The 23,437-nt window shown below is 70.1% G+C and carries 22 protein-coding genes; 15 read left to right on the plus strand and 7 right to left on the minus strand.

The window, feature by feature from the left end:
- Positions 1-119 precede the first annotated feature (119 nt).
- Positions 120-2,402, minus strand: a complete 2,283-nt coding sequence (locus ACZ6A9_RS10280; protein ID WP_468982021.1) for a heterodisulfide reductase-related iron-sulfur binding cluster — start codon at positions 2,400-2,402, stop codon at positions 120-122.
- A gap of 291 nt (positions 2,403-2,693) precedes the next feature.
- On the opposite strand from ACZ6A9_RS10280, the gene ACZ6A9_RS10285 reads away from it, so the two are divergent.
- The 7 genes from ACZ6A9_RS10285 to ACZ6A9_RS10315 all read left to right on the plus strand — a co-directional run bounded on the left by ACZ6A9_RS10285 (position 2,694) and on the right by ACZ6A9_RS10315 (position 10,621).
- Positions 2,694-3,731: an MraY family glycosyltransferase gene (locus tag ACZ6A9_RS10285; RefSeq protein ID WP_468982023.1), complete on the plus strand. Its 1,038-nt coding sequence runs from the start codon at positions 2,694-2,696 to the stop codon at positions 3,729-3,731.
- A 93-nt stretch (positions 3,732-3,824) separates the two neighbouring features.
- Positions 3,825-5,669 carry a molecular chaperone DnaK gene (gene dnaK, locus ACZ6A9_RS10290; RefSeq protein WP_468982027.1) on the plus strand — a complete coding sequence of 615 codons (1,845 nt, stop codon included), beginning with the start codon at positions 3,825-3,827 and terminating at the stop codon, positions 5,667-5,669.
- On the plus strand, positions 5,666-6,331 hold the full coding sequence (gene grpE, locus ACZ6A9_RS10295; RefSeq protein ID WP_468982029.1) for a nucleotide exchange factor GrpE: 666 nt from the start codon (positions 5,666-5,668) through the stop codon (positions 6,329-6,331). The genes dnaK and grpE overlap by 4 nt, the downstream gene beginning before the upstream one ends.
- 36 nt (positions 6,332-6,367) lie before the next feature.
- The gene (gene dnaJ / locus ACZ6A9_RS10300) at positions 6,368-7,549 is read left to right on the plus strand and encodes a molecular chaperone DnaJ (protein WP_468982032.1); all 1,182 of its coding nucleotides are present in this window, start codon (positions 6,368-6,370) and stop codon (positions 7,547-7,549) included.
- A gap of 6 nt (positions 7,550-7,555) precedes the next feature.
- Entirely contained in the window at positions 7,556-8,005 is a 450-nt protein-coding gene (locus ACZ6A9_RS10305; protein ID WP_468982035.1) for a heat shock protein transcriptional repressor HspR, read from the plus strand.
- A gap of 275 nt (positions 8,006-8,280) precedes the next feature.
- Positions 8,281-9,387: a sugar ABC transporter substrate-binding protein gene (locus ACZ6A9_RS10310; RefSeq protein ID WP_468982037.1), complete on the plus strand. Its 1,107-nt coding sequence runs from the start codon at positions 8,281-8,283 to the stop codon at positions 9,385-9,387.
- 202 nt (positions 9,388-9,589) lie between these two features.
- Positions 9,590-10,621 (plus strand): helix-turn-helix transcriptional regulator, encoded by a 1,032-nt coding sequence (locus tag ACZ6A9_RS10315; RefSeq protein ID WP_468982041.1) that lies wholly within the window; start codon positions 9,590-9,592, stop codon positions 10,619-10,621.
- Here the strand turns inward: ACZ6A9_RS10315 and ACZ6A9_RS10320 are convergent.
- Positions 10,584-11,573, minus strand: coding sequence for a LuxR C-terminal-related transcriptional regulator (locus ACZ6A9_RS10320; RefSeq protein WP_468982044.1), 990 nt, complete (start codon positions 11,571-11,573; stop codon positions 10,584-10,586). The two genes, ACZ6A9_RS10315 and ACZ6A9_RS10320, sit on opposite strands and share 38 nt — an antisense overlap.
- Before the next feature lie 22 nt (positions 11,574-11,595).
- On the minus strand, positions 11,596-12,606 hold the full coding sequence (locus tag ACZ6A9_RS10325) for a helix-turn-helix transcriptional regulator (RefSeq protein WP_468982047.1): 1,011 nt from the start codon (positions 12,604-12,606) through the stop codon (positions 11,596-11,598).
- 313 nt (positions 12,607-12,919) lie between these two features.
- Here ACZ6A9_RS10325 and ACZ6A9_RS10330 point away from each other — a divergent pair, with 313 nt between their 5' ends.
- A complete protein-coding gene (locus tag ACZ6A9_RS10330) occupies positions 12,920-13,255 on the plus strand; it encodes a Rieske (2Fe-2S) protein (protein ID WP_189557454.1) in 336 nt (111 codons plus the stop codon).
- Positions 13,256-13,423: 168 nt separating this feature from the next.
- Here ACZ6A9_RS10330 and ACZ6A9_RS10335 read toward each other — a convergent pair whose 3' ends face one another.
- On the minus strand, positions 13,424-13,840 hold the full coding sequence (locus ACZ6A9_RS10335) for a pyridoxamine 5'-phosphate oxidase family protein (RefSeq protein WP_468982051.1): 417 nt from the start codon (positions 13,838-13,840) through the stop codon (positions 13,424-13,426).
- A 135-nt stretch (positions 13,841-13,975) separates the two neighbouring features.
- Between ACZ6A9_RS10335 and clpB the strand changes: the two genes are divergently transcribed.
- The 3 genes from clpB to ACZ6A9_RS10350 all read left to right on the plus strand — a co-directional run bounded on the left by clpB (position 13,976) and on the right by ACZ6A9_RS10350 (position 18,098).
- Positions 13,976-16,573, plus strand: coding sequence for an ATP-dependent chaperone ClpB (clpB, locus tag ACZ6A9_RS10340; RefSeq protein ID WP_468982054.1), 2,598 nt, complete (start codon positions 13,976-13,978; stop codon positions 16,571-16,573).
- A 183-nt stretch (positions 16,574-16,756) separates the two neighbouring features.
- Positions 16,757-17,284, plus strand: a complete 528-nt coding sequence (locus tag ACZ6A9_RS10345; RefSeq protein WP_468982056.1) for a YbjN domain-containing protein — start codon at positions 16,757-16,759, stop codon at positions 17,282-17,284.
- Positions 17,285-17,477: 193 nt separating this feature from the next.
- Positions 17,478-18,098 (plus strand): DUF1707 SHOCT-like domain-containing protein, encoded by a 621-nt coding sequence (locus ACZ6A9_RS10350; RefSeq protein ID WP_468982059.1) that lies wholly within the window; start codon positions 17,478-17,480, stop codon positions 18,096-18,098.
- A 70-nt stretch (positions 18,099-18,168) separates the two neighbouring features.
- Here ACZ6A9_RS10350 and ACZ6A9_RS10355 read toward each other — a convergent pair whose 3' ends face one another.
- The 3 genes from ACZ6A9_RS10355 to ACZ6A9_RS10365 form a co-directional block, all read right to left on the minus strand.
- Positions 18,169-18,858 carry a potassium channel family protein gene (locus ACZ6A9_RS10355; RefSeq protein WP_468982062.1) on the minus strand — a complete coding sequence of 230 codons (690 nt, stop codon included), beginning with the start codon at positions 18,856-18,858 and terminating at the stop codon, positions 18,169-18,171.
- A complete protein-coding gene (locus ACZ6A9_RS10360; protein ID WP_468982064.1) occupies positions 18,851-20,194 on the minus strand; it encodes a TrkH family potassium uptake protein in 1,344 nt (447 codons plus the stop codon). Before ACZ6A9_RS10360 ends, ACZ6A9_RS10355 begins: the two co-directional genes overlap by 8 nt.
- Before the next feature lie 202 nt (positions 20,195-20,396).
- Positions 20,397-20,891 carry an ATP-binding protein gene (locus ACZ6A9_RS10365; RefSeq protein WP_468982067.1) on the minus strand — a complete coding sequence of 165 codons (495 nt, stop codon included), beginning with the start codon at positions 20,889-20,891 and terminating at the stop codon, positions 20,397-20,399.
- Positions 20,892-21,069: 178 nt separating this feature from the next.
- Between ACZ6A9_RS10365 and ACZ6A9_RS10370 the strand changes: the two genes are divergently transcribed.
- From ACZ6A9_RS10370 to ACZ6A9_RS10385, 4 genes are all read left to right on the plus strand, one after another.
- Entirely contained in the window at positions 21,070-21,984 is a 915-nt protein-coding gene (locus tag ACZ6A9_RS10370) for a helix-turn-helix domain-containing protein (protein WP_468982922.1), read from the plus strand.
- Complete coding sequence (locus tag ACZ6A9_RS10375) at positions 21,896-22,078, plus strand: DUF397 domain-containing protein (RefSeq protein WP_468982070.1); 183 nt, start codon at positions 21,896-21,898, stop codon at positions 22,076-22,078. The genes ACZ6A9_RS10370 and ACZ6A9_RS10375 overlap by 89 nt, the downstream gene beginning before the upstream one ends.
- A 13-nt stretch (positions 22,079-22,091) precedes the next feature.
- The gene (locus ACZ6A9_RS10380; RefSeq protein ID WP_468982073.1) at positions 22,092-22,310 is read left to right on the plus strand and encodes a DUF397 domain-containing protein; all 219 of its coding nucleotides are present in this window, start codon (positions 22,092-22,094) and stop codon (positions 22,308-22,310) included.
- Positions 22,311-22,591: 281 nt separating this feature from the next.
- A complete protein-coding gene (locus ACZ6A9_RS10385; protein ID WP_468982075.1) occupies positions 22,592-23,437 on the plus strand; it encodes a hypothetical protein in 846 nt (281 codons plus the stop codon).

Raw genomic sequence — 23,437 nt, forward strand, 5'->3', positions numbered from 1 at the left:
AGGGACAGCCGGAGAACACGGCGGGGAAGGGTGGGGCGGACACGGCGAGGGAGGGCCGGGGGTGGACACGGCGAAGGGGCCGTCCGGTCGGACGGCCCCTTCGCTTCACTCACCCGCCGCTACTTCACCGGCTCGGGTTCGGGAGCGGGCTCGCTCTCGTCCTCGCCGGCCGGGTCGACCGGGGTCTTGACGGACTCCAGCAGGAGCTGGGCGACGTCGACGACCTGGATGGACTCCTTGGCCTTGCCGTCGTTCTTCTTGCCGTTGACCGAGTCGGTCAGCATGACGAGGCAGAACGGGCAGGCGGTGGAGACGATGTCCGGGTTGAGGGCGAGGGCCTCGTCGACGCGCTCGTTGTTGATGCGCTTGCCGATCCGCTCCTCCATCCACATCCGGGCGCCGCCGGCGCCGCAGCAGAAGCCGCGCTCCTTGTGGCGGTGCATCTCCTCGTTGCGCAGGCCCGGGACCTTGCCGATGATCTCGCGCGGGGGCGTGTAGATCTTGTTGTGGCGGCCCAGGTAGCACGGGTCGTGGTAGGTGATGAGGCCCTCGACCGGGGTGACCGGGATGAGCTTGCCCTCGTCCACCAGGTGCTGCAGCAGCTGGGTGTGGTGGATGACCTCGTAGTCGCCGCCGAGCTGCGGGTACTCGTTGCCGAGGGTGTTGAGGCAGTGCGGGCAGGTGGCGACGATCTTCTTCGCCGACTTGGGCTTCTTCGACTCCTCGGTGACGTTGCCCTCGTCGTCCGTCTCCTCGCCGAAGGCCATGTTCAGCGCGGAGACGTTCTCCATGCCGAGCTCCTGGAACAGGGGCTCGTTGCCGAGGCGGCGGGCGGAGTCACCGGTGCACTTCTCGTCGCCGCCCATGATGGCGAACGTGACGCCCGCGATGTGGAGGAGCTCCGCGAAGGCCTTGGTGGTCTTCTTGGCGCGGTCCTCCAGGGCGCCGGCGCAGCCGACCCAGTACAGGTACTCGACCTCGGTGAGGTCCTCGATGTCCTTGCCGACGACCGGGACGTCGAAGTCGACCTCCTTGGTCCACTCCAGGCGCTGCTTCTTCGCCAGGCCCCAGGGGTTGCCCTTCTTCTCCAGGTTCTTGAGCATGGTGCCCGCCTCGGACGGGAACGCGGACTCGATCATGACCTGGTAGCGGCGCATGTCGACGATGTGGTCGACGTGCTCGATGTCGACGGGGCACTGTTCGACGCAGGCGCCGCAGGTGGTGCAGGACCACAGGACGTCGGGGTCGATGACGCCGTTCTCCTCGGCGGTGCCGATGAGCGGGCGCTCGGCCTCGGCGAGGGCCGCGGCGGGGACGCCGGCGAGCTGCTCCTCGGACGCCTTCTCCTCGCCCTCCATGGTCTTGCCGCCGCCGGCCAGCAGGTAGGGGGCCTTGGCGTGCGCGTGGTCGCGCAGGGACATGATCAGGAGCTTGGGGGAGAGGGGCTTGCCGGTGTTCCAGGCGGGGCACTGCGACTGGCAGCGGCCGCACTCGGTGCAGGTGGAGAAGTCGAGAAGGCCCTTCCAGGAGAACTGCTCGACCTGGGAGACGCCGAAGACGTCGTCGTCACCGGGGTCGGTGAAGTCGATGGGCTTGCCGCCGGAGGTCATCGGCTGGAGGGCGCCGAGGGCGGTGCCGCCGTCGGCCTCGCGCTTGAACCAGATGTTCGGGAAGGCGAGGAAGCGGTGCCAGGCCACACCCATGTTGAGGGTGAGGGAGACGACGATCATCCAGACGAACGAGGTCCCGATCTTGATCGTGGCGACCAGGTAGACCAGGTTCTGCAGCGTCTCGACGGACAGGCCGTCGAAGGCGAGGACCAGCGGGTACGAGGCGAAGTACGCGGCCTCGTAGCTGTCGACGTGGTGCAGGGCGCCCTCGAGGCCGCGCAGGACGTAGATGGCGAGGCCGATGGTGAGGATGACGGTCTCGACGAAGTACGCCTGGCCGGACTTGGAGCCGGTGAAGCGGGACTTGCGGCCGGGGCGGGTCGGCAGGCTCAGCAGCCGGATGACGATGAGGACGGCGATGCCGATGACGGTCATGACGCCGATGAACTCGATGTACATCTCGAACGGCAGGAAGCCGCCGATGACGGGCAGCACCCAGTCGGCCTGGAAGAGCTGGCCGAAGGCCTGGGCGAGGGTCGGCGGCAGCGTCAGGAAGCCGACGGCGACGAACCAGTGGGCGATGCCGACGATGCCCCAGCGGTTCATGCGGGTGTGGCCGAGGAACTCCTTCACCAGGGTCACACTGCGCTGGTAGGGATTGTCGGTCCGGGCGCCGGCCGGGACCGGCTGGCCCAGCTTGAAGTACCGGACGAACTGGCCGATCGCGCGTGCGAGCAGCGCAACGCCGATCACGGCCAGGACCAGCGACACGATGATCGCGGCGAGTTGCATGGGGGCTCCTCGGGCCTGCGAGGGTTTCGAGAGGGATTCCGGGTGGTCCCGGGGCTCCAGTACGGCTTCCCCGAGATTACTAAGCGGTAACTTATGCAGTCCGTTCGAGACTACCCGTATCTCCGGCCGCACTGTAGCCGGGCACGGGGTGATCTGAATCGCTGAGGGTTGCCTACCCGGGTGACCTCGGAAGGTGGCCTGGCGGGCGCCCGGGCGGGTGTCCCGGATGGCGTCCGGGATCTGATCGTGTTATTCGCGCCAAATCGGTCCATATGCCCCTAACGTATATCTGTGCTCTACGGGATCGCCGCCGCCGCCACCGCCCTGCTGCTGTCCGCCCTCTTCACGGCGGTGCTGCGGGCCCCCGCCCTGCGCCTGGGACTCCTGGACCGCAGACGCCGGCAGGCGCTGCCGCTGTCCGGGGGAGCGGCCGTCGCGCTGGTCACCGGGCTGGTCGCGGCCGTCGGTGACGCGGCCGGCCTCGCCCCGCTCGGCACCGGGGTCGGGCGCCTGCTGACCGCCGCCGCGTGGGTGGGCGTGCTCGGACTGGCCGTGGACGTGTGGCGGCTGCGGTGGTGGGTGCCGCTCGCCGGTACGGCCGTGGCGGCGGTGCTCGTCGTGCCGTACGGGGAGACCGGGGCCGCGGGCGGGGTGCTGGCCGCGGTGTGGATCGTGGCGGTCGCCGCCGCGTTCCGGGGGCTGGACCACGCCGAAGGGCTCGCCGGAGGTGTGGGGACGGTGACGGCGTTCGCCGTGGCGGCCTGCGCGGCGGCCGAGCTGATGGACGGCGTCGCGGTGCTGCTGAGCGTGCTGGCCGCCGCGCTCGCCGGGTTCCTGCTGCACAACTGGCACCCCGCGCGGGCGGGTCTCGGGGCGGGCGGCTCGCTGTTCACCGGTTTCACCATCGCCTCCGCGGCGGTGTTCGTCCGGGCGGGGCAGGAGGCCGGCGCCACCGCGGGCGTGCTGTTCGCGCTGACCGCCGTGGTGTGCGCGGACGCCGCCCTGGTGCTCCTCGGCCGGCGGCTGGCCCGGTGGCCGCTCACGCGCGGGCGGCCGGACCACGTCGGGCACCGGCTGCGCCGGCTGGGGGTCGCTCCCCGCGCGGTGGCGGTCCTGCTCGGTGTGGCCTCGCTCGGCGGGGTACTGGTCGGGGTGGGCGTGCACACCGGACGGATGTCCGGGGGTGCGGTGCTGTGGGTGGCGGCGGCCGTCGTCGTGGCCGTCGTGACGCTGGTGCGTCTTCCCGTCCCCCCTGCTTTCCGGGCCCGTCAACGCTCCTCCAGTGAATCCGCGCAGGTCACGGGGCGGTTGCGCGTAAGGAACGGATAAGAGTTGAGTCCGGTGGGCTCAGCTCTGTTGACCCTGCGGCGGGCGTCATGCATGCTTGAGTCTGTTCCACTCAAGTCAGCTGGAGGAATCACCATGGCACGTGCGGTCGGCATCGACCTGGGCACGACTAACTCCGTCGTCAGCGTTCTGGAGGGCGGCGAGCCCACCGTCATCACCAACGCCGAGGGCGCCAGGACCACGCCGTCCGTCGTCGCCTTCGCCAAGAACGGTGAGGTGCTGGTCGGCGAGGTGGCCAAGCGTCAGGCGGTCACCAACGTCGACAGGACCATCCGGTCGGTCAAGCGTCACATGGGCACCGACTGGAAGATCGAGCTCGACGGGAAGCCCTTCAACCCGCAGCAGATCAGCGCCTTCGTGCTGCAGAAGCTGAAGCGCGACGCGGAGGCGTACCTGGGCGAGAAGGTCACGGACGCGGTCATCACCGTCCCGGCGTACTTCAACGACGCCGAGCGTCAGGCGACCAAGGAGGCCGGCGAGATCGCCGGTCTGAACGTGCTGCGCATCGTCAACGAGCCCACGGCCGCCGCCCTGGCGTACGGCCTGGACAAGGACGAGCAGGTCATCCTGGTCTTCGACCTCGGTGGCGGTACGTTCGACGTGTCGCTGCTGGAGATCGGCGACGGTGTCGTCGAGGTGAAGGCCACCAACGGTGACAACAACCTCGGTGGTGACGACTGGGACCAGCGTGTCGTCGACTACCTGGTCAAGCAGTTCCAGTCCGGGCACGGCGTGGACCTGGCCAAGGACAAGATGGCGCTCCAGCGTCTGCGCGAGGCCGCCGAGAAGGCGAAGATCGAGCTGTCCTCGTCCACCGAGACCTCGATCAACCTCCCCTACATCACCGCCTCCGCCGAGGGCCCCCTGCACCTCGACGAGAAGCTGACCCGCGCCCAGTTCCAGCAGCTCACGGCCGACCTGCTCGAGCGCTGCAAGACGCCGTTCCACAACGTCGTCAAGGACGCCGGCATCCAGCTGTCCGAGATCGACCACGTCGTCCTCGTCGGCGGTTCCACCCGTATGCCCGCCGTCGCCGAGCTCGTCAAGGAGCTGACCGGCGGCAAGGAGGCCAACAAGGGTGTGAACCCGGACGAGGTCGTCTCGATCGGCGCCGCGCTCCAGGCCGGTGTACTCAAGGGCGAGGTCAAGGACGTCCTGCTGCTCGACGTCACCCCGCTGTCCCTCGGCATCGAGACCAAGGGCGGCATCATGACCAAGCTGATCGAGCGCAACACCACGATCCCGACGAAGCGCTCGGAGATCTTCACGACGGCCGAGGACAACCAGCCGTCGGTGCAGATCCAGGTCTACCAGGGCGAGCGCGAGATCGCGGCCTACAACAAGAAACTCGGCATGTTCGAGCTGACCGGTCTGCCGCCGGCGCCGCGCGGCGTCCCGCAGATCGAGGTGTCCTTCGACATCGACGCCAACGGCATCATGCACGTCACGGCGAAGGACCTCGGCACCGGCAAGGAGCAGAAGATGACCGTCACCGGTGGCTCCTCGCTGCCGAAGGACGAGGTCGACCGGATGCGCCAGGAGGCCGAGAAGTACGCGGAGGAGGACCACGCCCGCCGCGAGGCCGCCGAGTCGCGCAACCAGGGCGAGCAGCTCGTCTACCAGACGGAGAAGTTCCTCAGCGACAACGCCGACAAGGTCCCCGGTGACGTCAAGACCGAGGTCGAGTCGGCCGTCGCCGAGCTGAAGGAGAAGCTCAAGGGCGAGGACGCCGCCGAGATCCGCACCGCCACGGAGAAGGTCGCCGCCGTCTCCCAGAAGCTGGGCCAGGCGATGTACGCCGACGCCCAGGGCGCCCAGGCCGCCGGTGGCGCGTCCGCCGGTGCCGGTGAGGCGAAGGCGGACGACGACGTCGTCGATGCCGAGATCGTCGACGAGGACCGTAAGGACGGTGCGGCGTGACCGAGGAGACCCCGGGCTTCGACGAGCAGTCGCAGCAGCCCGACGTCCCCTCCGACGAAACCGAGCCGAAGGCCGCCGCCGCTCCCTCCGAGGAGGAGGCGGCCCCGGCCGGGGACGCGGGTGAGAGCGCCGCCCTGGTGGCGCAGCTGGACCAGGCCCGCTCGGCGCTCGGCGAGCGCACGGCGGACCTCCAGCGCCTCCAGGCCGAGTTCCAGAACTACCGCCGAAGGGTCGAGCGGGACCGCGTCGCGGTCAAGGAGGTCGCCGTGGCGAACCTCCTGACCGAGCTGCTGCCCGTCCTCGACGACATCGGCCGCGCCCGTGAACACGGCGAGCTGGTGGGCGGCTTCAAGTCGGTCGCCGAGTCGCTGGAGTCCACGGTGGCCAAGCTGGGCCTCCAGCAGTTCGGCAAGGAGGGCGAGCCCTTCGACCCGACGATCCACGAGGCGCTGATGCACAGCTACGCGCCGGACGTCACGGAGACGACGTGCGTGGCGATTCTCCAGCCGGGGTATCGCATCGGCGAGCGCACCATCCGCCCCGCGCGGGTGGCCGTCGCCGAGCCCCAGCCGGGCGCGCAGACCGTCAAGCCGGCCGAGGAGAGCACCGAGGCGCAGGACGGTTCGGAGAACAAGGAGAGCGGTGGCCCCGAGGAGGGCTGACGCGGAAGCTGACGCAGGGAAGGAGGGACGTCGGGGATGAGCACCAAGGACTTCATCGAGAAGGACTTCTACAAGGTCCTCGGCGTCCCCAAGGACGCCACCGAGGCCGAGATCAAGAAGGCGTACCGGAAGCTCGCCCGCGAGTTCCACCCGGACGCCAACAAGGGCAACACCAAGGCGGAGGAGCGGTTCAAGGAGATCTCCGAGGCGAACGACGTCCTCGGTGACCCCAAGAAGCGCAAGGAGTACGACGAGGCGCGCGCGCTCTTCGGCAACGGCGGGTTCCGTCCGGGGCCGGGCGCCGCGGGCGGCGGCTCCTTCAACTTCGACCTGGGTGACCTCTTCGGGGGTCAGGGTGCCGGCGGCCAGGCGGGCGGCGGCTTCGGCGGCGGCCTGGGTGACGTCTTCGGGGGCCTGTTCAACCGCGGCGGCACGGGGACCACGCGTACCCAGCCGCGCCGCGGCCAGGACATCGAGTCCGAGGTGACGCTGAGCTTCACCGAGGCGATCGAGGGTGCGACGGTCCCGCTGCGGATGTCGTCGCAGGCGGCCTGCAAGGCCTGTTCGGGAACCGGCGACAAGAACGGCACACCGCGCGTGTGCCCGACCTGTGTCGGCACCGGGCAGGTGGCGCGGGGCTCCGGCGGCGGCTTCTCGCTCACCGACCCGTGCCCCGACTGCAAGGGCCGCGGGCTGATCGCGGAGGAGCCCTGCGACATCTGCAAGGGCAGCGGCCGGGCCAAGTCCTCGCGGACGATGCAGGTGCGCATCCCGGCGGGGGTCAGCGACGGCCAGCGGATCAGGCTGCGCGGCAAGGGAGCCCCGGGCGAGCGCGGCGGACCCGCGGGCGACCTGTACGTCGTCGTGCACGTCGGCGCGCACCCGGTGTTCGGCCGCAAGGACGACAACCTCACCGTCACCGTCCCGGTGACGTATCCGGAGGCGGCTCTCGGCGGGGAGGTGCGGGTCCCCACGCTGGGCGGCCCGCCGGTCACGCTGAAGCTGCCGCCGGGCACGCCCAACGGCCGCACCATGCGGGCGCGGGGCAAGGGCGCGGTCCGCAAGGACGGCACCCGCGGGGATCTGCTGGTCACCGTCGAGGTGAGTGTTCCGGGGGACCTGTCGGGGAAGGCTCGTGAAGCGCTGGAGGCGTATCGCGAGGCGACCGCGGAGGAGGATCCGCGGGCGGAGCTGTTCCAGGCCGCGAAGGGAGCTTGATTTCAGATGGACGGCCGTCGACGCAATCCGTATGAACTGACCCAGGACACCCCGGTCTACGTCATTTCGGTGGCGGCCCAGCTCTCCGGCCTGCACCCGCAGACGCTGCGCCAGTACGACCGGCTGGGTCTGGTGTCGCCGGACCGCACGGCGGGCCGGGGCCGGCGCTACTCGGCGCGCGACATCGAACTGCTCCGTCAGGTGCAGCAGTTGTCGCAGACCGAGGGCATCAACCTGGCCGGAATCAAGCGCATCATCGAGCTGGAGAACCAGGTCGCGGCCCTCCAGGCCCGGGTGGCCGAGATGGAGGCCGCGCTCGACGGCGCGGCGGCGGCGATGCGTCAGCGGGAGGCCGCGGTGCACGCGTCCTACCGCCGCGACCTGGTGCCGTACCAGGAGGTGCAGCAGACCAGCGCGCTGGTGGTGTGGCGGCCGAAGCGGCAGCAGCCGGACTGATCGCGCAGGTCAAGTGGCCCAAGGGGTCCGGGGGGTTGGTGAACCTCCGGGCCCCTTCTCTTATGCGCGAACACGTTTGTGATTATGGTATGGCTGCGTGTCCCGATGATCCTTGCCGGGTGTCCGCAGGTCTTCCACGAGGTCAGCGCATGGTGTCGTGTCCATCTCGTTAAGTGGTTGACCTTGACTCCGGTGGGGCTGAAGCGTTGGCTTTTCAGTCACATGGGCCGCAAAGCTGTGCCCACGTCCAAAACGCACCTGAAGTGAGCCCTCGCATGCGTCGTATCGCCATATCCGTGGCCGTCACCTCGATGTCCGTCATGCTCGCCGGCTGCGGCATGCTCCAGGCGACGGACAGCAGCGACGACGCGAGCCCGGCCAGGGGGGACGACATCACCGTCGGCCTGCTGCTGCCGGAGAAGGCGAACGCCCGCTACGAGCAGTTCGACTACCCCATCTTCAAGGCGAAGGTGGAGGCCCTCACCAACAGCAAGGGCAAGGTCGAGTACGCCAACGCCGAGTCGAAGGCCGACAAGCAGGCGAGCCAGATGCAGCGGATGATCGACGACAAGGTCGACGTCATCGTGCTGGACGCGGTCGACTCCAAGGACATCGCGGGCAGCGTGGAGAAGGCCAAGGAGGCGGGCATCCCGGTCATCGCCTACGACCGGCTGGCCGAGGGCCCGATCGACGCGTACATCTCCTTCGACAACGCGCTCGTCGGCGAGGTGCAGGCCCGTTCCCTGCTGGAGTCGCTCGGCGAGGACATCAGCATCACCGACAAGATCGTGATGATGAACGGCTCGTCGACCGACCCCAACGCCAAGCAGTTCAAGGCGAGCGCGCTCTCCGAGCTCAAGGGCAAGGTGACCATCGCCAAGTCCTACGACACCAAGGACTGGGAGCCGGAGAACGCCAAGGCCAACATGGCCGAGGCGATCGAGGCGATCGGCGCGCAGAACATCGACGCGGTCTACTCCGCCAACGACGGCATGGCGGGCGGCATCGTCCAGGCGCTGCGCGCGGCCGGCGTGACCAAGATGCCCCCGGTCACCGGCCAGGACGCCGACCTCGCGGCGGTGCAGCGGATCCTCGCCGGCGACCAGTACATGAGCGTCTACAAGTCCTACCCGGACGAGGCCGAGAGCGCCGCGGAGATGGCCGTGGCGAAGGTCCAGGGCCGGGACATCCAGTTCGACTCGCTGACCCGTGACCGGGTGGACAGCCCCACCGACAAGGACATCCCGGCGCAGCTCGTCCCCGTGGTCGCCCTGACGAAGGACAACATCGGGGACACCGTCGTCGCCGACGGGATCTACGAGGTGTCCGACATCTGCACGGCGGACTACAAGGCGGCCTGTGCGGCGATCAAGCTGAAGTAGTCCCGCACCCCTCGCTTTTCGGCCACTCGCCGGTCTCCCGGCCGGCGGGTGGCCTTCGTCGTTGCGCCGGGACGCGTCCCGTGCGGCCCGGGGCCCACGTTGCGGAGCCGGGGCGGTCCGCGCATAGTTGCGCTGCGGAAGCGCGAGCGCTCCGAGGCGGACCGACACGGCCGAGGGGCTGGGACCGGGGGTGGGACGGGCGATGGCCGGGCACGGGACGGACGGGCATCCACATGGTGCTGACCGACTGTGCGAGGCCGGGGATCGGGTGTATTCCCGGGCCGTACGGCGCGGACGGCTGCCGCGCCGGGACGCGGAACCGGTGCCCTGCCTGCTGGAGCTGGCCCTGCTGCACCCGGACCCCGACGACATGGAATGGCTGGTGCCGACCGCCCCGCAGGAGGTCATGACCCGGCTGCTGCGCGCCATGTACGACGAGGTGAGCGCGAGCCAGCGCCGGGTCGGCTCGGCGGTGGAGGCCTTCGAGTGGTACGCCGGCCTGGGCCGTCAGGTGCCCCCCGCGCCGGCTGCGGCGGAGGGCCCGGCGATCCGGGTGCTGGACGGGCTCGCGCGCATCCAGGCCGCCATGGACGAGGCGACCCAGGCGTGCACCACCGAGGTGCTCACCGTCCAGCCGGGCGGCATCCGGCGCGAGGCGGAACTGTCGGAGGGCCTGCACCGGGCGACGGCGCTGCGCGGCCGGGGCGTGCGCATGCGGGACCTGTACACGCATGTCGCCCGGCACGGGCACGGCCTGCTGTCCTACCTGGAGCTGATGGGGGACGCGGTGCAGGCGCGCACGCTGGACGAGGTGATCGAGCGGCTGATCCTCTTCGACCGCACGGTCGCCTTCATCCCCGCCAACGCCGAGCGCACCATGGCGCTGGAGCTGCGGCACCCGGCGCTGGTGGAGTACCTGGGCACGGTCTTCGAGCGGCTGTGGCGGCTCGCCATCCCGCTGACCGCCCCGCTGCCCGACACCGGTATCGAGGGCATCTCGCACCGGGAGCAGTCCATCGCGGCGCTCCTGGCGGAGGGGCACCAGGACGCGGTGATCGCGGAGCGCCTGGGCATCAGCGTGCGGACCTGCCGGGCGCACATCGCCCGCCTGTCGGAGACGCTGGGAGCGGCGAGCCGTACGCAGCTGGGGGTGCGGATCGCGCAGACGGGGCTGGACGGTTTCCGGGGGGCGGCGGTCACTCTGCCCGGTCGAGGATCCCCGAGCGCCCGATGAGGTAGCCGAGCTGGGCGCGGCTGTTGCTGCCCAGGGTCGCGGCGAGCTTGGCGATGTGGACGCGGGCGGTGCGGATGTTCATGCCGAGGCGGTCGGCTATGACGGCGTCGGTGTGGCCCTCGACGAGGAAGCGGGCGACCGCGCGCTGACGGGCGGTGACGCCGCCCAGGGAGGGCGGCTGGACGGCCCTGGGGTGCATGGGTGTGGCCAGTCGCCAGAAGCGGTCGAAGACGTTGACCAGGTAGGTGATGATGGTCGGCTGGCGGATCTCCAGCGCGATGCTGCGCTCGCCGCCGCCTGTGCCGGGGATGTAGGCGACGGCCTCGTCGATGACGATGAGGCGACCGGCGATCTCGTCCAGGGTGCGTGCCTCGGCGTCGCCGTCCAGCTGTTCCCAGCGGGCGACGACCAGCGGGATGTGGCGCTGTGTGTGCGGGTACAGGGTGCGGATCCGGCCGCCGCGGTCGAGGAACATCTGGTCGCGCACCATCGCGTCGGCCTGGGCCGCTCGTGCGGCCTCGGAGCTGTGGTAGTTGCTGTGCGGCTGCATGCACAGCAGTTCCTCCTTGCCCTCCGCCAGGGCCTCCGTGATGGCGTCGTTGATCCGTTCCCTGCCGCTGAGGACGCGGAGCGAGGGGGTGAGCGTCTCCTGCGTGGGGAGCGCGCCGGCCCGCATCAGCGGCTGGAAGGCCGCCGCCAGCCGTTCCTCCCGCCGGCGCTCCGCCGCGACGCGTTCCCCGGAGAGCCGCAGCAGCCGGTGCAGTGCGACCGCCGGGGGGACGGGCACCAGGCGTCCGGGATCGTCGAGGGAGGGCTGGAGCAGCCCGGCGTCGATCAGGCAGGGCACCCCGCGGGCCTCCTCGGCGGGCAGCGGGCCTTCGCGCAGCACCCGGGCGTACAGCTCGGCGCCCGCCTCGCACAGGTCCTCCGTGTCGTGCTCGTGCGCCGTCACGCCCGTTCGCCCCTCCTCGGCTTCACTGTTGCTGTTCCAGGATTCCCGACTGTGCGATCAGGTACCCCAGTTGGGCGCGGCTGCCGCTGCCGAGGGCGGATGCCAGTTTGGCTATGTGGGCGCGGCACGTGCGGACGTTCATGCCGAGGCGGCGGGCGATGGCCTCGTCGACGTGGCCCTCGACGAGCAGTTTGGCGATGGAGTGCTGGATGTCGGTCAGGCCGTCCGAGGCCGGTTCGTAGGGGGCGCCGGTGTTCAGCGACACCGCGCGGGTCCACATGAACTCGAAGACCTTGATCAGGTAGCGGATGAGGCCCGGGTGGCGCAGCTCCAGGGCGACCTGCCGGTCGTCGCGGATGGGGATGAAGGCGACGGTCTCGTCGCAGATGATGAGCCGCTCCACCAGTTCGTCGATGGTGCGGTACTCCACCTTGGCGGTGTCGAACCGGGCCACGTAGGCGAGGGTCTCGGGGCTGTGGCGGGCGGTGTGCTGGTAGAGGGTCCTGATGCGCACCCCCCGCTCGGTCATCTCGTGGTCGCGCTCCAGTCCCTGGGCCAGGGTGTGTTCGAGGCGGCGGCCGCCCGGCTGGACGGAGAGCATCTCGGACCGGCACTGGGAGGTGGCCAGGTCGAGGGCGGCGTTGATCCGGTCGAAGCCTTCCAGCACCGTCATCGAGTGGGTGCTCATGGTGGTCTGGGCGCTGAGGGCCATGAACGGCTCGAAGGCGTCGGCGAGTTCGATCGACATCCGCCGGCGCTCGGTGATCTCCCTCTCCAGGGGGTTGAGCCGCTGCGCCAGGGCGACCGCCGGGGACACCGGGCGCAGCCAGGTCGGGTCGTCGGGATCGGGGTGCAGCAGGGCGAGTTCCATCAGGCAGGGAGCGGGATCGACGTCCGCGCGCGGGATGCGGCCCGCCCGCAGCGCGTCGGCGTAGAGACGTCCACCGGCCTCACACAGTTCGGTCACCGCATGGGGATGTGTCTCATTGGTCCGATTCGTTGTCAAATCTCCACCCCCCAGGGTCCTGAACATGCAGGAACATGATGCACCGATTGTGTGGCCATGACGTGCCCGAATGAGCCATCGTCGTACTTGACGGGGGAAGGGTGACTTTCGAGTGAGGACGAAGCCGACTATGCGTAAGAGAGAGCTTCGCTCGGTACTTGTCGCCGCCTTCTCTGCCGTTATGGCCTTCGGAGTGCTGAGTGGCCTGGCCGGCACGAAGGGCGACGTACGGGCTGACAGCAGCTGGGGACCGGCGCCGGTGGCCAAGTCCGTGCCCCCGGACAGCAGCTGGGGACCGGTGGTGCCGCAGATTGCGAACGACAGTACGTGGGGCTGAGTGATGACCACACCACCCGACGACCGCTCCTTCCGCCGTGAGATGGCGACCGCCTACCGATCCGGATGGCACTTCATCGACCTGGTCACCGCCATCCCCCACAGTGGTGACTCGTTGATGGTGACCGTGTTCGGCGAGCCGGTCGTGGTCACACGCGACGAGGACGGGGACGTGCGGGCGTACCGGTGCCTGCGACGGCCCAGGGGCGCGCCGAAGCCCGTGCGCTGTGCCATCCGGTACGGAATGATCTTTGTGAACCTGGACCAGCGTGACCACCGGCAGGTGGAGTCCGACTCGCCTGCCACCCGGACCATCTCGGCCACCCCCCGCAGTGCCTGACGCGATTCCCCCGTCGTAAAAGATCGCGCAGGTGCTTCCCCCCGCAGCGGCGTCACCGTGACCTGAACACGGTGACGCCGCTGCAGTTTCACGGGACATTTCCCGGTATCGGGCGATCGTCCGATGGCCGGAACCCGCCGCTCGGCGACACGCTCCGCCCCGCTCGCCTCACGGGCGCCCCATGGCCCGCGTGAGCGTGATCTCGATGGCCACCCGGGCCGGGTTCGGCGACGGCATCCGCCCGTAGCGCTCCGCGTGCCGGAGCACCGCCTCCTCGACGCGCTCCGGTTCCGTCACGACCACCGCGCGCCCTTCCAGGGTCGCCCACCGCCTGCCGTCCACCTGGCAGACCGCGACGTGCGCGCCCTCGTCCCCCGCCGCCCGCACGTGGCGCGCCTTCGCGCTCGACCCGTTGGTGATGACGCGGGCGAGTCGCGCCCCGGGGTCGTACGTCACCCCGACGGGTACCAGGTGCGGGGTGCCGTCCGGGCGAAGGGTGGTGAGCGTGCACAGGTGCCTCTCGCGCCAGAAGCCGAGGAACGTCGCGCCCGGATCGCCCGGATCCACCGAATACGTGATGGCCATGACCCGGAACTTAGCCCCGTCGCACTCCCCGACACCACCTTGAGTGGAATAGACTCAAGTTTGTGTACGCTGACAGAGTCAGCCACGAAGACCGCTGAGGGTCACTGAAGGGTCACCGAGAAGGAGAACGGACACGTGGACGCCGAGCTGACCAACCGGAGCCGGGACGCGATCAACGCCGCCGGAAACCGGGCCGTGACCGAGGGACACGCCGACCTCACCCCCGCCCACCTGCTGCTCGCCCTGCTCACCGGGCAGGAGAACGAGAACATCACGGACCTGCTCGCCGCGGTCGACGCCGACCAGGCCGCCGCACGCTCCGGCGCCGAGCGTGTCCTCGCCGGACTGCCGAGCGTCACCGGCTCCACCGTGGCGCCGCCCCAGCCCAACCGGGAACTCCTCGCCGTCATCGCCGACGCCCAGTCCCGCGCCCGCGACCTCGGCGACGAGTACCTGTCCACCGAGCACCTCCTCATCGGCATCGCCGCCAAGGGCGGAGCCGCCGGGGAGGTGCTCTCCCGGCAGGGCGCCACCGCGAAGAAGCTGCAGGACGCCTTCCAGAAGACGAGGGGAGCCCGCCGGGTGACCACCGCCGACCCCGAGGGCCAGTACAAGGCCCTGGAGAAGTTCGGCACCGACCTCACCGCCGCCGCCCGCGAAGGCAGGCTGGACCCCGTCATCGGACGGGACCAGGAGATCCGCCGCGTCGTGCAGGTGCTGTCCCGCCGCACCAAGAACAACCCCGTCCTCATCGGCGAACCCGGCGTCGGCAAGACCGCCGTCGTCGAAGGCCTCGCCCAGCGCATCGTCAAGGGCGACGTCCCCGAATCCCTCAAGGACAAGCGGCTCGTCGCCCTCGACCTCGGCGCCATGGTCGCCGGCGCCAAGTACCGCGGCGAGTTCGAGGAACGCCTCAAGACCGTCCTCGCCGAGATCAAGGAATCCGACGGCCAAATCGTCACCTTCATCGACGAACTCCACACCGTCGTCGGCGCCGGCGCCGGCGGCGACTCCGCCATGGACGCCGGCAACATGCTCAAGCCCATGCTCGCCCGCGGCGAACTCCGCATGGTCGGCGCCACCACCCTCGACGAATACCGCGAGCGCATCGAGAAGGACCCCGCCCTGGAACGCCGCTTCCAGCAGGTCCTCGTCGCCGAACCCTCCGTCGAGGACTCCATCGCCATCCTCCGCGGACTCAAGGGCCGCTACGAGGCCCACCACAAGGTCCAGATCGCCGACAGCGCCCTCGTCGCCGCCGCCACCCTCTCCGACCGCTACATCACCTCCCGCTTCCTCCCCGACAAGGCCATCGACCTCGTCGACGAGGCCGCCTCCCGCCTCCGCATGGAGATCGACTCCTCACCCGTGGAGATCGACGAACTCCAGCGCGCCGTCGACCGGCTGCGCATGGAGGAACTCGCCATCGGCAAGGAGACCGACGCCGCCTCCCTGGAACGCCTGGAGCGGCTGCGCCGCGACCTCGCCGACAAGGAGGAGGAACTGCGCGGCCTCAACGCCCGCTGGGAGAAGGAGAAGCAGTCCCTCAACCGCGTCGGCGAACTCAAGGAGAAGCTCGACGAACTCCGCGGCCAGGCCGAACGCGCCCAGCGCGACGGCGACTTCGACACCGCCTCCAAGCTCCTCTACGGCGAGATCCCGGGCGTCGAACGCGACCTGGAGGCCGCCTCCGAGGCCGAGGAGGAAGTCGCCAAGGACACCATGGTCAAGGAGGAGGTCGGCGCCGACGACATCGCCGACGTCGTCGCCTCCTGGACCGGCATCCCGGCCGGCCGCCTCCTGGAGGGCGAGACCCAGAAGCTGCTCCGCATGGAGGACGAACTCGGCAAGCGCCTCATCGGCCAGAAGGAGGCCGTACGCGCCGTCTCCGACGCCGTACGCCGCTCCCGGGCCGGCATCGCCGACCCCGACCGTCCCACCGGCTCCTTCCTCTTCCTCGGCCCCACCGGCGTCGGCAAGACCGAGCTGGCCAAGGCCCTCGCCGACTTCCTCTTCGACGACGAGCGGGCCATGGTCCGCATCGACATGTCGGAGTACAGCGAGAAGCACTCCGTCGCCCGCCTCGTCGGCGCGCCCCCCGGCTACGTCGGCTACGAGGAGGGAGGCCAGCTCACCGAGGCCGTCCGCCGCCGCCCCTACAGCGTCGTCCTCCTCGACGAGGTCGAGAAGGCCCACCCCGAGGTCTTCGACATCCTGCTCCAGGTCCTCGACGACGGCCGCCTCACCGACGGCCAGGGCCGCACCGTCGACTTCCGCAACACCATCCTCGTCCTCACCTCCAACCTCGGCAGCCAGTACCTGGTCGACCCGCTGACCACCGAGGTGGAGAAGAAGGAACAGGTCCTGGAAGTGGTCCGGTCCTCCTTCAAGCCCGAGTTCCTCAACCGCCTCGACGACCTGGTCGTCTTCTCCGCCCTCACCAAGTCCGAACTGGAACGCATCGCGGACCTCCAGCTGAAGTCCCTCGCCCGCCGCCTCGCCGAACGCCGCCTCACCCTGGACATCACCCCCGAGGCGCTGGCCTGGCTCGCCGAGGAGGGCCTCGACCCCGCCTACGGTGCCCGCCCGCTGCGCCGCCTCGTCCAGACCGCCATCGGCGACCGCCTCGCCAAGGAGATCCTCTCCGGCGAGATCAAGGACGGCGACACGGTCCGCGTGGACCGCGTCGAGGACGGGTTGCTGGTGGGGCCGGCGACGGGGAAGACGCTGTAGCCCGCCGGGTCCCGCCCGGCCGTGGGGTCGGGCGGGACCCGGTCGTCCGCGCCGATGGCCGATTTCGACGGTCGCTGTCGGCCTGGGCAGGTTGCCCGGCACGGGCCAATGGAGAGAGGGTGGGGGGTGTACGTCTGGTCTCAGCGACGACCGGACGCCAGACGACCGCAGGAGTGTCCCAGTATGACCATCGACCCGTCCTCGATTCCGAATTTCGGGGGCCAGCCCGAGCCGCAGCCGCAAGGACCGGCGGGCCCCGTCGTCCCGGATCAGGACCTGGTGAAGCAGCTCCTCGACCAGATGGAACTGAAGTACGTCGTCGACGACGAGGGTGACCTCGCGGCGCCGTGGGAGCAGTTCCGCACCTACTTCATGTTCCGCGGGGAGGGCGACCAGCAGATCTTCTCCGTCCGGACGTTCTACGACCGGCCGCACCAGATCGACGAGAAGCCCCAGCTGCTCGAGTCCATCGACGACTGGAACCGGCGCACCCTGTGGCCCAAGCTGTACACCCACACCCACGACGACGGCACGGTCCGTCTCATCGGTGAGGCCCAGATGCTGATCGGCATGGGCGTCAGCCTGGAGCACTTCGTCTCCTCGACGGTCAGCTGGGTGCGGGCCGCGATCGAGTTCGACAAGTGGCTCGTCGAGCAGCTCGGCCTGGAGCAGGAGATCAACGAGGCGGACAAGCCCGGGGACGACGAGTAGTCCGCCTCCGAGCAGGGCGTGGCGGCGGGTGCCGAAAGGTGCGCGCCGCACGCGAGGGAGAGCCCGCCCAGGGCACCGGCCGCACCATGGCCGGTATCGGGGGCGGGCCCTCTTGTGTCCGGGGTGCGTCCGGGGTGGCATCCCGCCCGCGGTTCCGGTCCGCCCGCCCCGCCCGGCTGCCTATTCTGTGGCCATGACAGCCCAGACTCCGGAGCCCTCCTCGCGCCCCGCTCCCTCGGGTGACCTCCGCGCCTCCCACGACGACCGGGAAGCGGTGGTGGAGCGGCTGCGCGACGCGGCAGCCGAGGGACGCATCGACCTCGAAGAGCTGGACGCGCGCCTGGAGCAGGCGTTGACGTCCAAGACGTACGCGGAGCTGGCCGTCCTGACCGCCGACCTGCCGGGACAGGATCCAGCCGTCGCGGACCGGCGTCCCCTGGTGCTCAAGGGCGGCCTCCACGGAGCGTCCCGGGGCCCCGGACGCTGGGAGGTCCCCGGACACGTGATCGCTCACGGAGGCATGGCGGGGGTGAAGCTCGACTTCACCCGGGTCGAGTGCCGGCTCAGGGAGGTCACGGTGGAGGCGTACGGGGAGGCGGCCGGCGTCACGATCGTCCTCCCCGACGGCTGGGCCGTGGACACCAGCGCCATGGATCCCGGTTTCGGCGGCCTGAAGGACAAGACCACGTCCGACCGTCTTCCGGGCACCCCGCTGATCCGGCTCACCGGGTCCGGCGGCGTGGCGGGAGTACTCGTCCGCCACCCGAACCGCTGGGAGCGCCGCAAGCTGAACAGCAACCCGGCGCAGGGTTAGGGCGCTCCTCCCGTTCGGTGGACCCACAGCTCGGGCAGAGGACCGTTGGTGAGAACCGCCCCGCCCGGTCTCACTGGAGTTCGCTGAAGCGTTCGGTGGCTCGGGTGCGTCCGGCGACGATGACGGTGTCGTCTGCTTCCACGACGGTTTCGGGGGTGGCGTAGGTGAAGCCTTCGCCGGGGCGCTTGATGGCGACGACGGTGACGCCGTAGCGGGAGCGGACGGCGCTGTTGGCCAGGGGGAGGCCGATGATGTCGGCGGGCGGGTTGGTCTTGACCATGGCGAAGTCGTCTTCGAATTCGATGTAGTCGAGCATGCGGCCGCGTACGAGGTGGGCGACGCGCTGGCCCATGTCGTGTTCGGGGTAGACCACGTGGTGGACGCCGAGCTGGGTGAGGATGCGTCCGTGGGCTTCGCTGGTGGCCTTGGCCCAGACGTTCTCGATGCCGAAGGAGATCAGCAGCGAGGCGGTGAGGATGCTGGCTTCCAGGTCGGTGCCGATGGCGACGACGGCGCGCTCGAACTCGTGCACGCCGAGCTGGCGCAGGGCGTCCTCCTTGGTGGAGTCGGCCCGCACGACGTGGGTGAGGGAGCCGGAGAGGGCCTGGACGACTTCGGCCCTCTCGTCGATGCCGAGGACCTCGGTCTCTTCGTCGGCGAGTTCCAGGGCCAGGGCGCGGCCGAAGCGGCCCAGGCCGATGACGACGACGGAACCCTGCGGCCCGGTGCGGCGCTTCTTGGGGGTGGGTTTCCTAGCCAATGACGGGTCGCTCCTCGGGAAGGTCGTACAGGCGGTGGCGGGTGCGCAGGGCGAGCGCGGAGGCGACGGTGATGGGGCCCAGCCGGCCGAGGAACATCAACCCGATCAGCAGCAGCTGCAGTCCGGCGTGCAGGTCGGCGGTGATGCCGGTGGACAGGCCGACGGTGGCGAAGGCGGAGGTCACCTCGAACAGCGACTGGTCCAGGCTGTGGTCGCTGAAGACCATGAAGGCCACGGTGGAGGTGGCGACGGCGGCCACGGACAGCAGCACCACGGTCAGGGCCTGACGCTGGAGGTCTCCGTGCAGGCGGCGGTGGAAGATGTTGACCGCGCCCTCGCCCCGGATCTCGGCGTATATGACGAAGAACAGTACGGCGAAGGTGGTGACCTTGATACCGCCGGCGGTGCCGGCGCTGGCGCCGCCGACGAACATCAGCACGTCCGTGCCCAGCCAGCTCGCGGGGGTCATCTGGGAGGTGTCGACGCTGTTGAACCCGGCGGTGCGCGCCATGGCGCTCTGGAAGAACCCGGCCAGCAGTTTCCCGGGGGCGTCCAGGGGACCCAGGGCGGAGGGGTTGGACCATTCCAGCGCGGTGATGAAGAAGCTGCCGCCGACGAGGAAGGTCCCGGAGGCCCACAGCACGATCTTGGTGTGGAGGGACCAGGACCGTGGCCGGTGCCAGCGGCGGCGCAGCTCGAACAGCACGGGGAATCCCAGTCCGCCGGCGATGACCGCCAGCGCGATGGGCAGGCAGATCCACGGGTCGGTGATGAAGCCGATCAGGCTGTCGGAGTACAGGGCGAAGCCGGCGTTGTTGAATGCCGAGACGGCGTGGAAGACGCCCAGCCACGCCGCGCGCGGCCAGGACTCGTCGTAGGCGGTGGCGAACCGCAGGGCCAGCACCAGTGCGGTGACCGCTTCCAGCAGCAAGCTGACCTTGACCACACCGGTCACGACCGAGCGGACATCACCCAGTCCCAGGGTCTTGGTTTCCGCGGCGGCCGTCATGCGGGCCTTCAGGCCGATGCGGTGGGAGACCAGCAGCACCAGCAGGGAGGCGAAGGTCATGATGCCGAAGCCGCCCACCTGGATGAGAGCCAGGATCACCGCCTGCCCGAACCCGCTCCAGTAATGGGGGGTGTCCACCACGACCAGGCCGGTCACACACACCGCGGAGGTGGAGGTGAACAGCGCCTCCATCGCACCGGCGCCCCCGGGCCCGGCCTTGGCCACCGGCAGCATCAGCAGACCGGTCCCGGCCGCGACCGCCGCGGCGAAGCCGGCCACGACCACCTGCGCCGGATGCCGAAGACGCGGCCACCGCGCCCTCACCATTCCACGCCCGCCGCCCTGCGGACAGGCACCACGATTGTTCGCACCGGAAGACGATAGACAACCCCGCCGCCGTTCACGGCACCGGACTCTGCCGTGGGCCCTGCGCCGTCTCCAGGCTTACGCCGTGCGACCTCAGACCAGCACCTTGTGGCCGCCGCGGTTCTGGTCACCGTCGGTGCTCTCACTGAGGAGTGCGGAAGCTCTACAAGGTGCACTCCGCCCACACCGTCTTGCCCACGGGCTCACGGGGCTCCCAGCCCCAGCGCTCCGCCAGGACGTCCACCAGGAGCAGGCCCCGGCCGGACTCGGCTTCGGGCGGGACCGGAGGGGTGGAGAGGGGCGGACGCTTCGCGGTGGCGGCGTCCGCGACCTCGACCCGTACCAGGCCCGCCGCCTCGTCGAGTGTGAGCCGCAGGCCGAAGTCCCGTCCGGGGACCCGGCCGTGCCGCACGGCGTTCGCGGCGAGTTCGCCGACGACGAGGGCGATCGCGCACGACACGTCCGCCGCGGGCGGGTGACCCCACGCTTCCATGCACTGCACGGCGAAGCGCCGTGCGAGCTGCGCACCACGCGGTGAGGAGGTGAACTGCGCGGCGGCGGTGGGTGGTCCAGCGGCTTCGTCGGTGAGTGTGACGAGGTCCGACGGTGTCGGGCTCCGCCGTGGCTCGTCCTCAGCTGCGGTCGTTCTCGTGAGCACGGCTTCTTCCGTCCTTCTTCGTCGAGCCGGTGATGTCTCGTGGCGTGCACGAGTCGTTGCTTTCCGTGTTCAAGGTTCGTCGGATCGCCCTGATCCCGACAGAGGGCGCGGCCTTACCTTTCAGGCCATAAGGAACGGAAGTGACGCTTTGGCCAACGGAATTGACCCCAGCGCGTCGATGGCGGCGCTGTTCGGTGCGCGGGTCCGCCGCCTGCGTAGGGCGGCCGGACTCACGCAGGCCGAACTCGGTGCCATGACGCACGTGGTGAGTACCCGGATCACGCAGATCGAACGGGCGTCGGGCGCGAAGCCGACGCTGGAACTGGCGCGTGCGCTGGACGCGGCTCTCGGAGCGGACGACCTCCTCGTCGAGCTGTGGCCGTACGTGTACCGGGAGGCGTTCCCGGACTGGTCGCGGAAGTTCATGACGTACGCGGAGCGGGCGGTGGCCATCAGGCAGTACGCGGCCCATGTGGTGCCGGGTCTGTTGCAGACGGAGGACTACGCGCGGGCCGTGCTCAAGGTCGGTCGGACGCTCAGTGGTGAGGAGCAGTTGGCAGAGCGGGTTGCCCTTCGCATGGGGCGGCAGGAGCGGCTCGGCTCGCCGGACCGGCCGGAGTTGTGGGTGGTTCTCGACGAGGCTGTGCTCAGGCGCCCGGTCGGTGGTCTGCCGGTAATGCGCCAGCAGTTGGCGCGGCTGATGGCGGCCGGAGAGGAGCCTCACATCACTGTCCAAGTGCTGCCGTTCGACCAGGGCGAGCATGAGGTCATGGGCGGTTCGCTCACCGTCCTCGCCCTGCCGGACGGTTCGGAGGTGGCCTACACGGAAGGCGCGCACTACGGCCAACTCGTCGAGGAACGAGAAGAAGTCAGGAGTTTTGCGCTGACCTACGATCGGCTGCGGGCGGCAGCGCTGCCCCCGCTCATGTCGCTCGACATGATCCGATCCGTGAGGGAGGACAACCATCGTGGAGCGAACGTCCCGTCCCGATCCGAGCGTCGCCGTGTGGCGCAGGAGCAGCTACAGCAATCAAGAGGGGGGCGACTGCGTGGAAGTGGCGGACGGATTCCCCGGCGTCGTCCCCGTCCGTGACAGCAAGGCCGCGCACGGTCCCGCGCTGTGCTTCGCCGCCGCGTCCTGGGCCGTCTTCATAAGCGGGCTGAAGGCTGGACATCACGACCTCTGAGAGGGCGACCATCGTGAAGCGAACGTCCCGTCCCGATCCGAGCGTCGCCGTGTGGCGCAGGAGCAGCTACAGCAATCAGGAGGGCGGCAACTGCGTGGAAGTGGCGGACGGATTCCCCGGCGTCGTCCCCGTCCGTGACAGCAAGGCCGCGCACGGTCCCGCGCTGTGCTTCGCCGCCGCGTCCTGGGCCGCCTTCACAGGCGGATTGCGGGCGGAACACCACCGTCCCTGAATCGGCCGGGCCCTGGTGGCCTTCCGTCTTCCGGGCCCGCCGGGGCCTCGTCCGCGAGGGTCCGGTGGGCCACTGACCTCCCCAAAGAACCGGGAGAAAGAACTACCCGCCCACCCGCCCTCCCGGCCGGACGGCCCGCGTCACTCGTGCGGGTGACCGGCTTGCAGGCGCGGGAGACGGGCGGTTACGTTCACCGCACCGAGCGCAAACAGATACGGCCCCCGGCCGGGACTGGCATCCCGACCGAGGACCTGACCGATCAGGAAGAACGGACCTTCCCAATGGCTGACTCGCAGTCTAACGCGCGCCCGCGCGCCGACGCCGGAGCTCCGTCCTCCGGCGTGACCCACGTACGCACCCGCCTCACGGCCGACTTCACCGTGATCGCCAACGCCCTCGCCCAGCGGCGCGGCAGCGCGGTCACCATCGGCGTCGCGGCCTACATCGCCTCCCTGCCCGACGGCGCCCCCGTGAGCATCGCCGCCCTGTGCGGGCACTTCACCGAGGGCGAGATCCTGATCTCCCGGGCCCTGAGGGAACTGGAAGCCGCCGGCTACCTGGAGCGCCGCCGCGAGCGCCTGCCCTCGGGGCAGATCCGCACCCGCACGTACTTCTACGACGTCCCCGGCGGTACATCCGCCCCGGACCCGGACGGGCCACCCGAGCGGCCGGCCCCTCGCGCAACCCGGAAGCGTCCCGCCGCCGCGCCGGTCACCACCCTGGACACCTCGGCGTCACTCGCCGACGCCGACCCCCGGGCGGTCGGCGTGCTGGCGGCGCTGCGTCGGTTCGATCCCCGTCTCGTCCTCTCCGAGCGGGAGGCGGCGCGACTGGCTCCGGCCGTCTCCCAGTGGCTCGCGGCGGGTCTGGGCACGGTACAGATCATCAAGTCGCTGACCGAGGGCCTCCCCGACCGTTTCCTGACACGTCCTGCGGGCATCCTCGCCTACCGCCTGCGGGAGACACCCCTGCCCACCCCGTGCCACTCGGAGACGCGCCGGGACGACCGCCCTGGTGTTGTCCTCCCTTTCCAGACCTGTGAGGGCTGCGACAGGGCATTCCGTGCCCCTGCGCCGGGACGGTGTCGGAGCTGTCGAACAGAGAGTCTTCTGAGTGCTGTCGGCTGA

The sequence above is a fragment of the Streptomyces sp. NPDC041124 genome, from assembly GCF_055592385.1.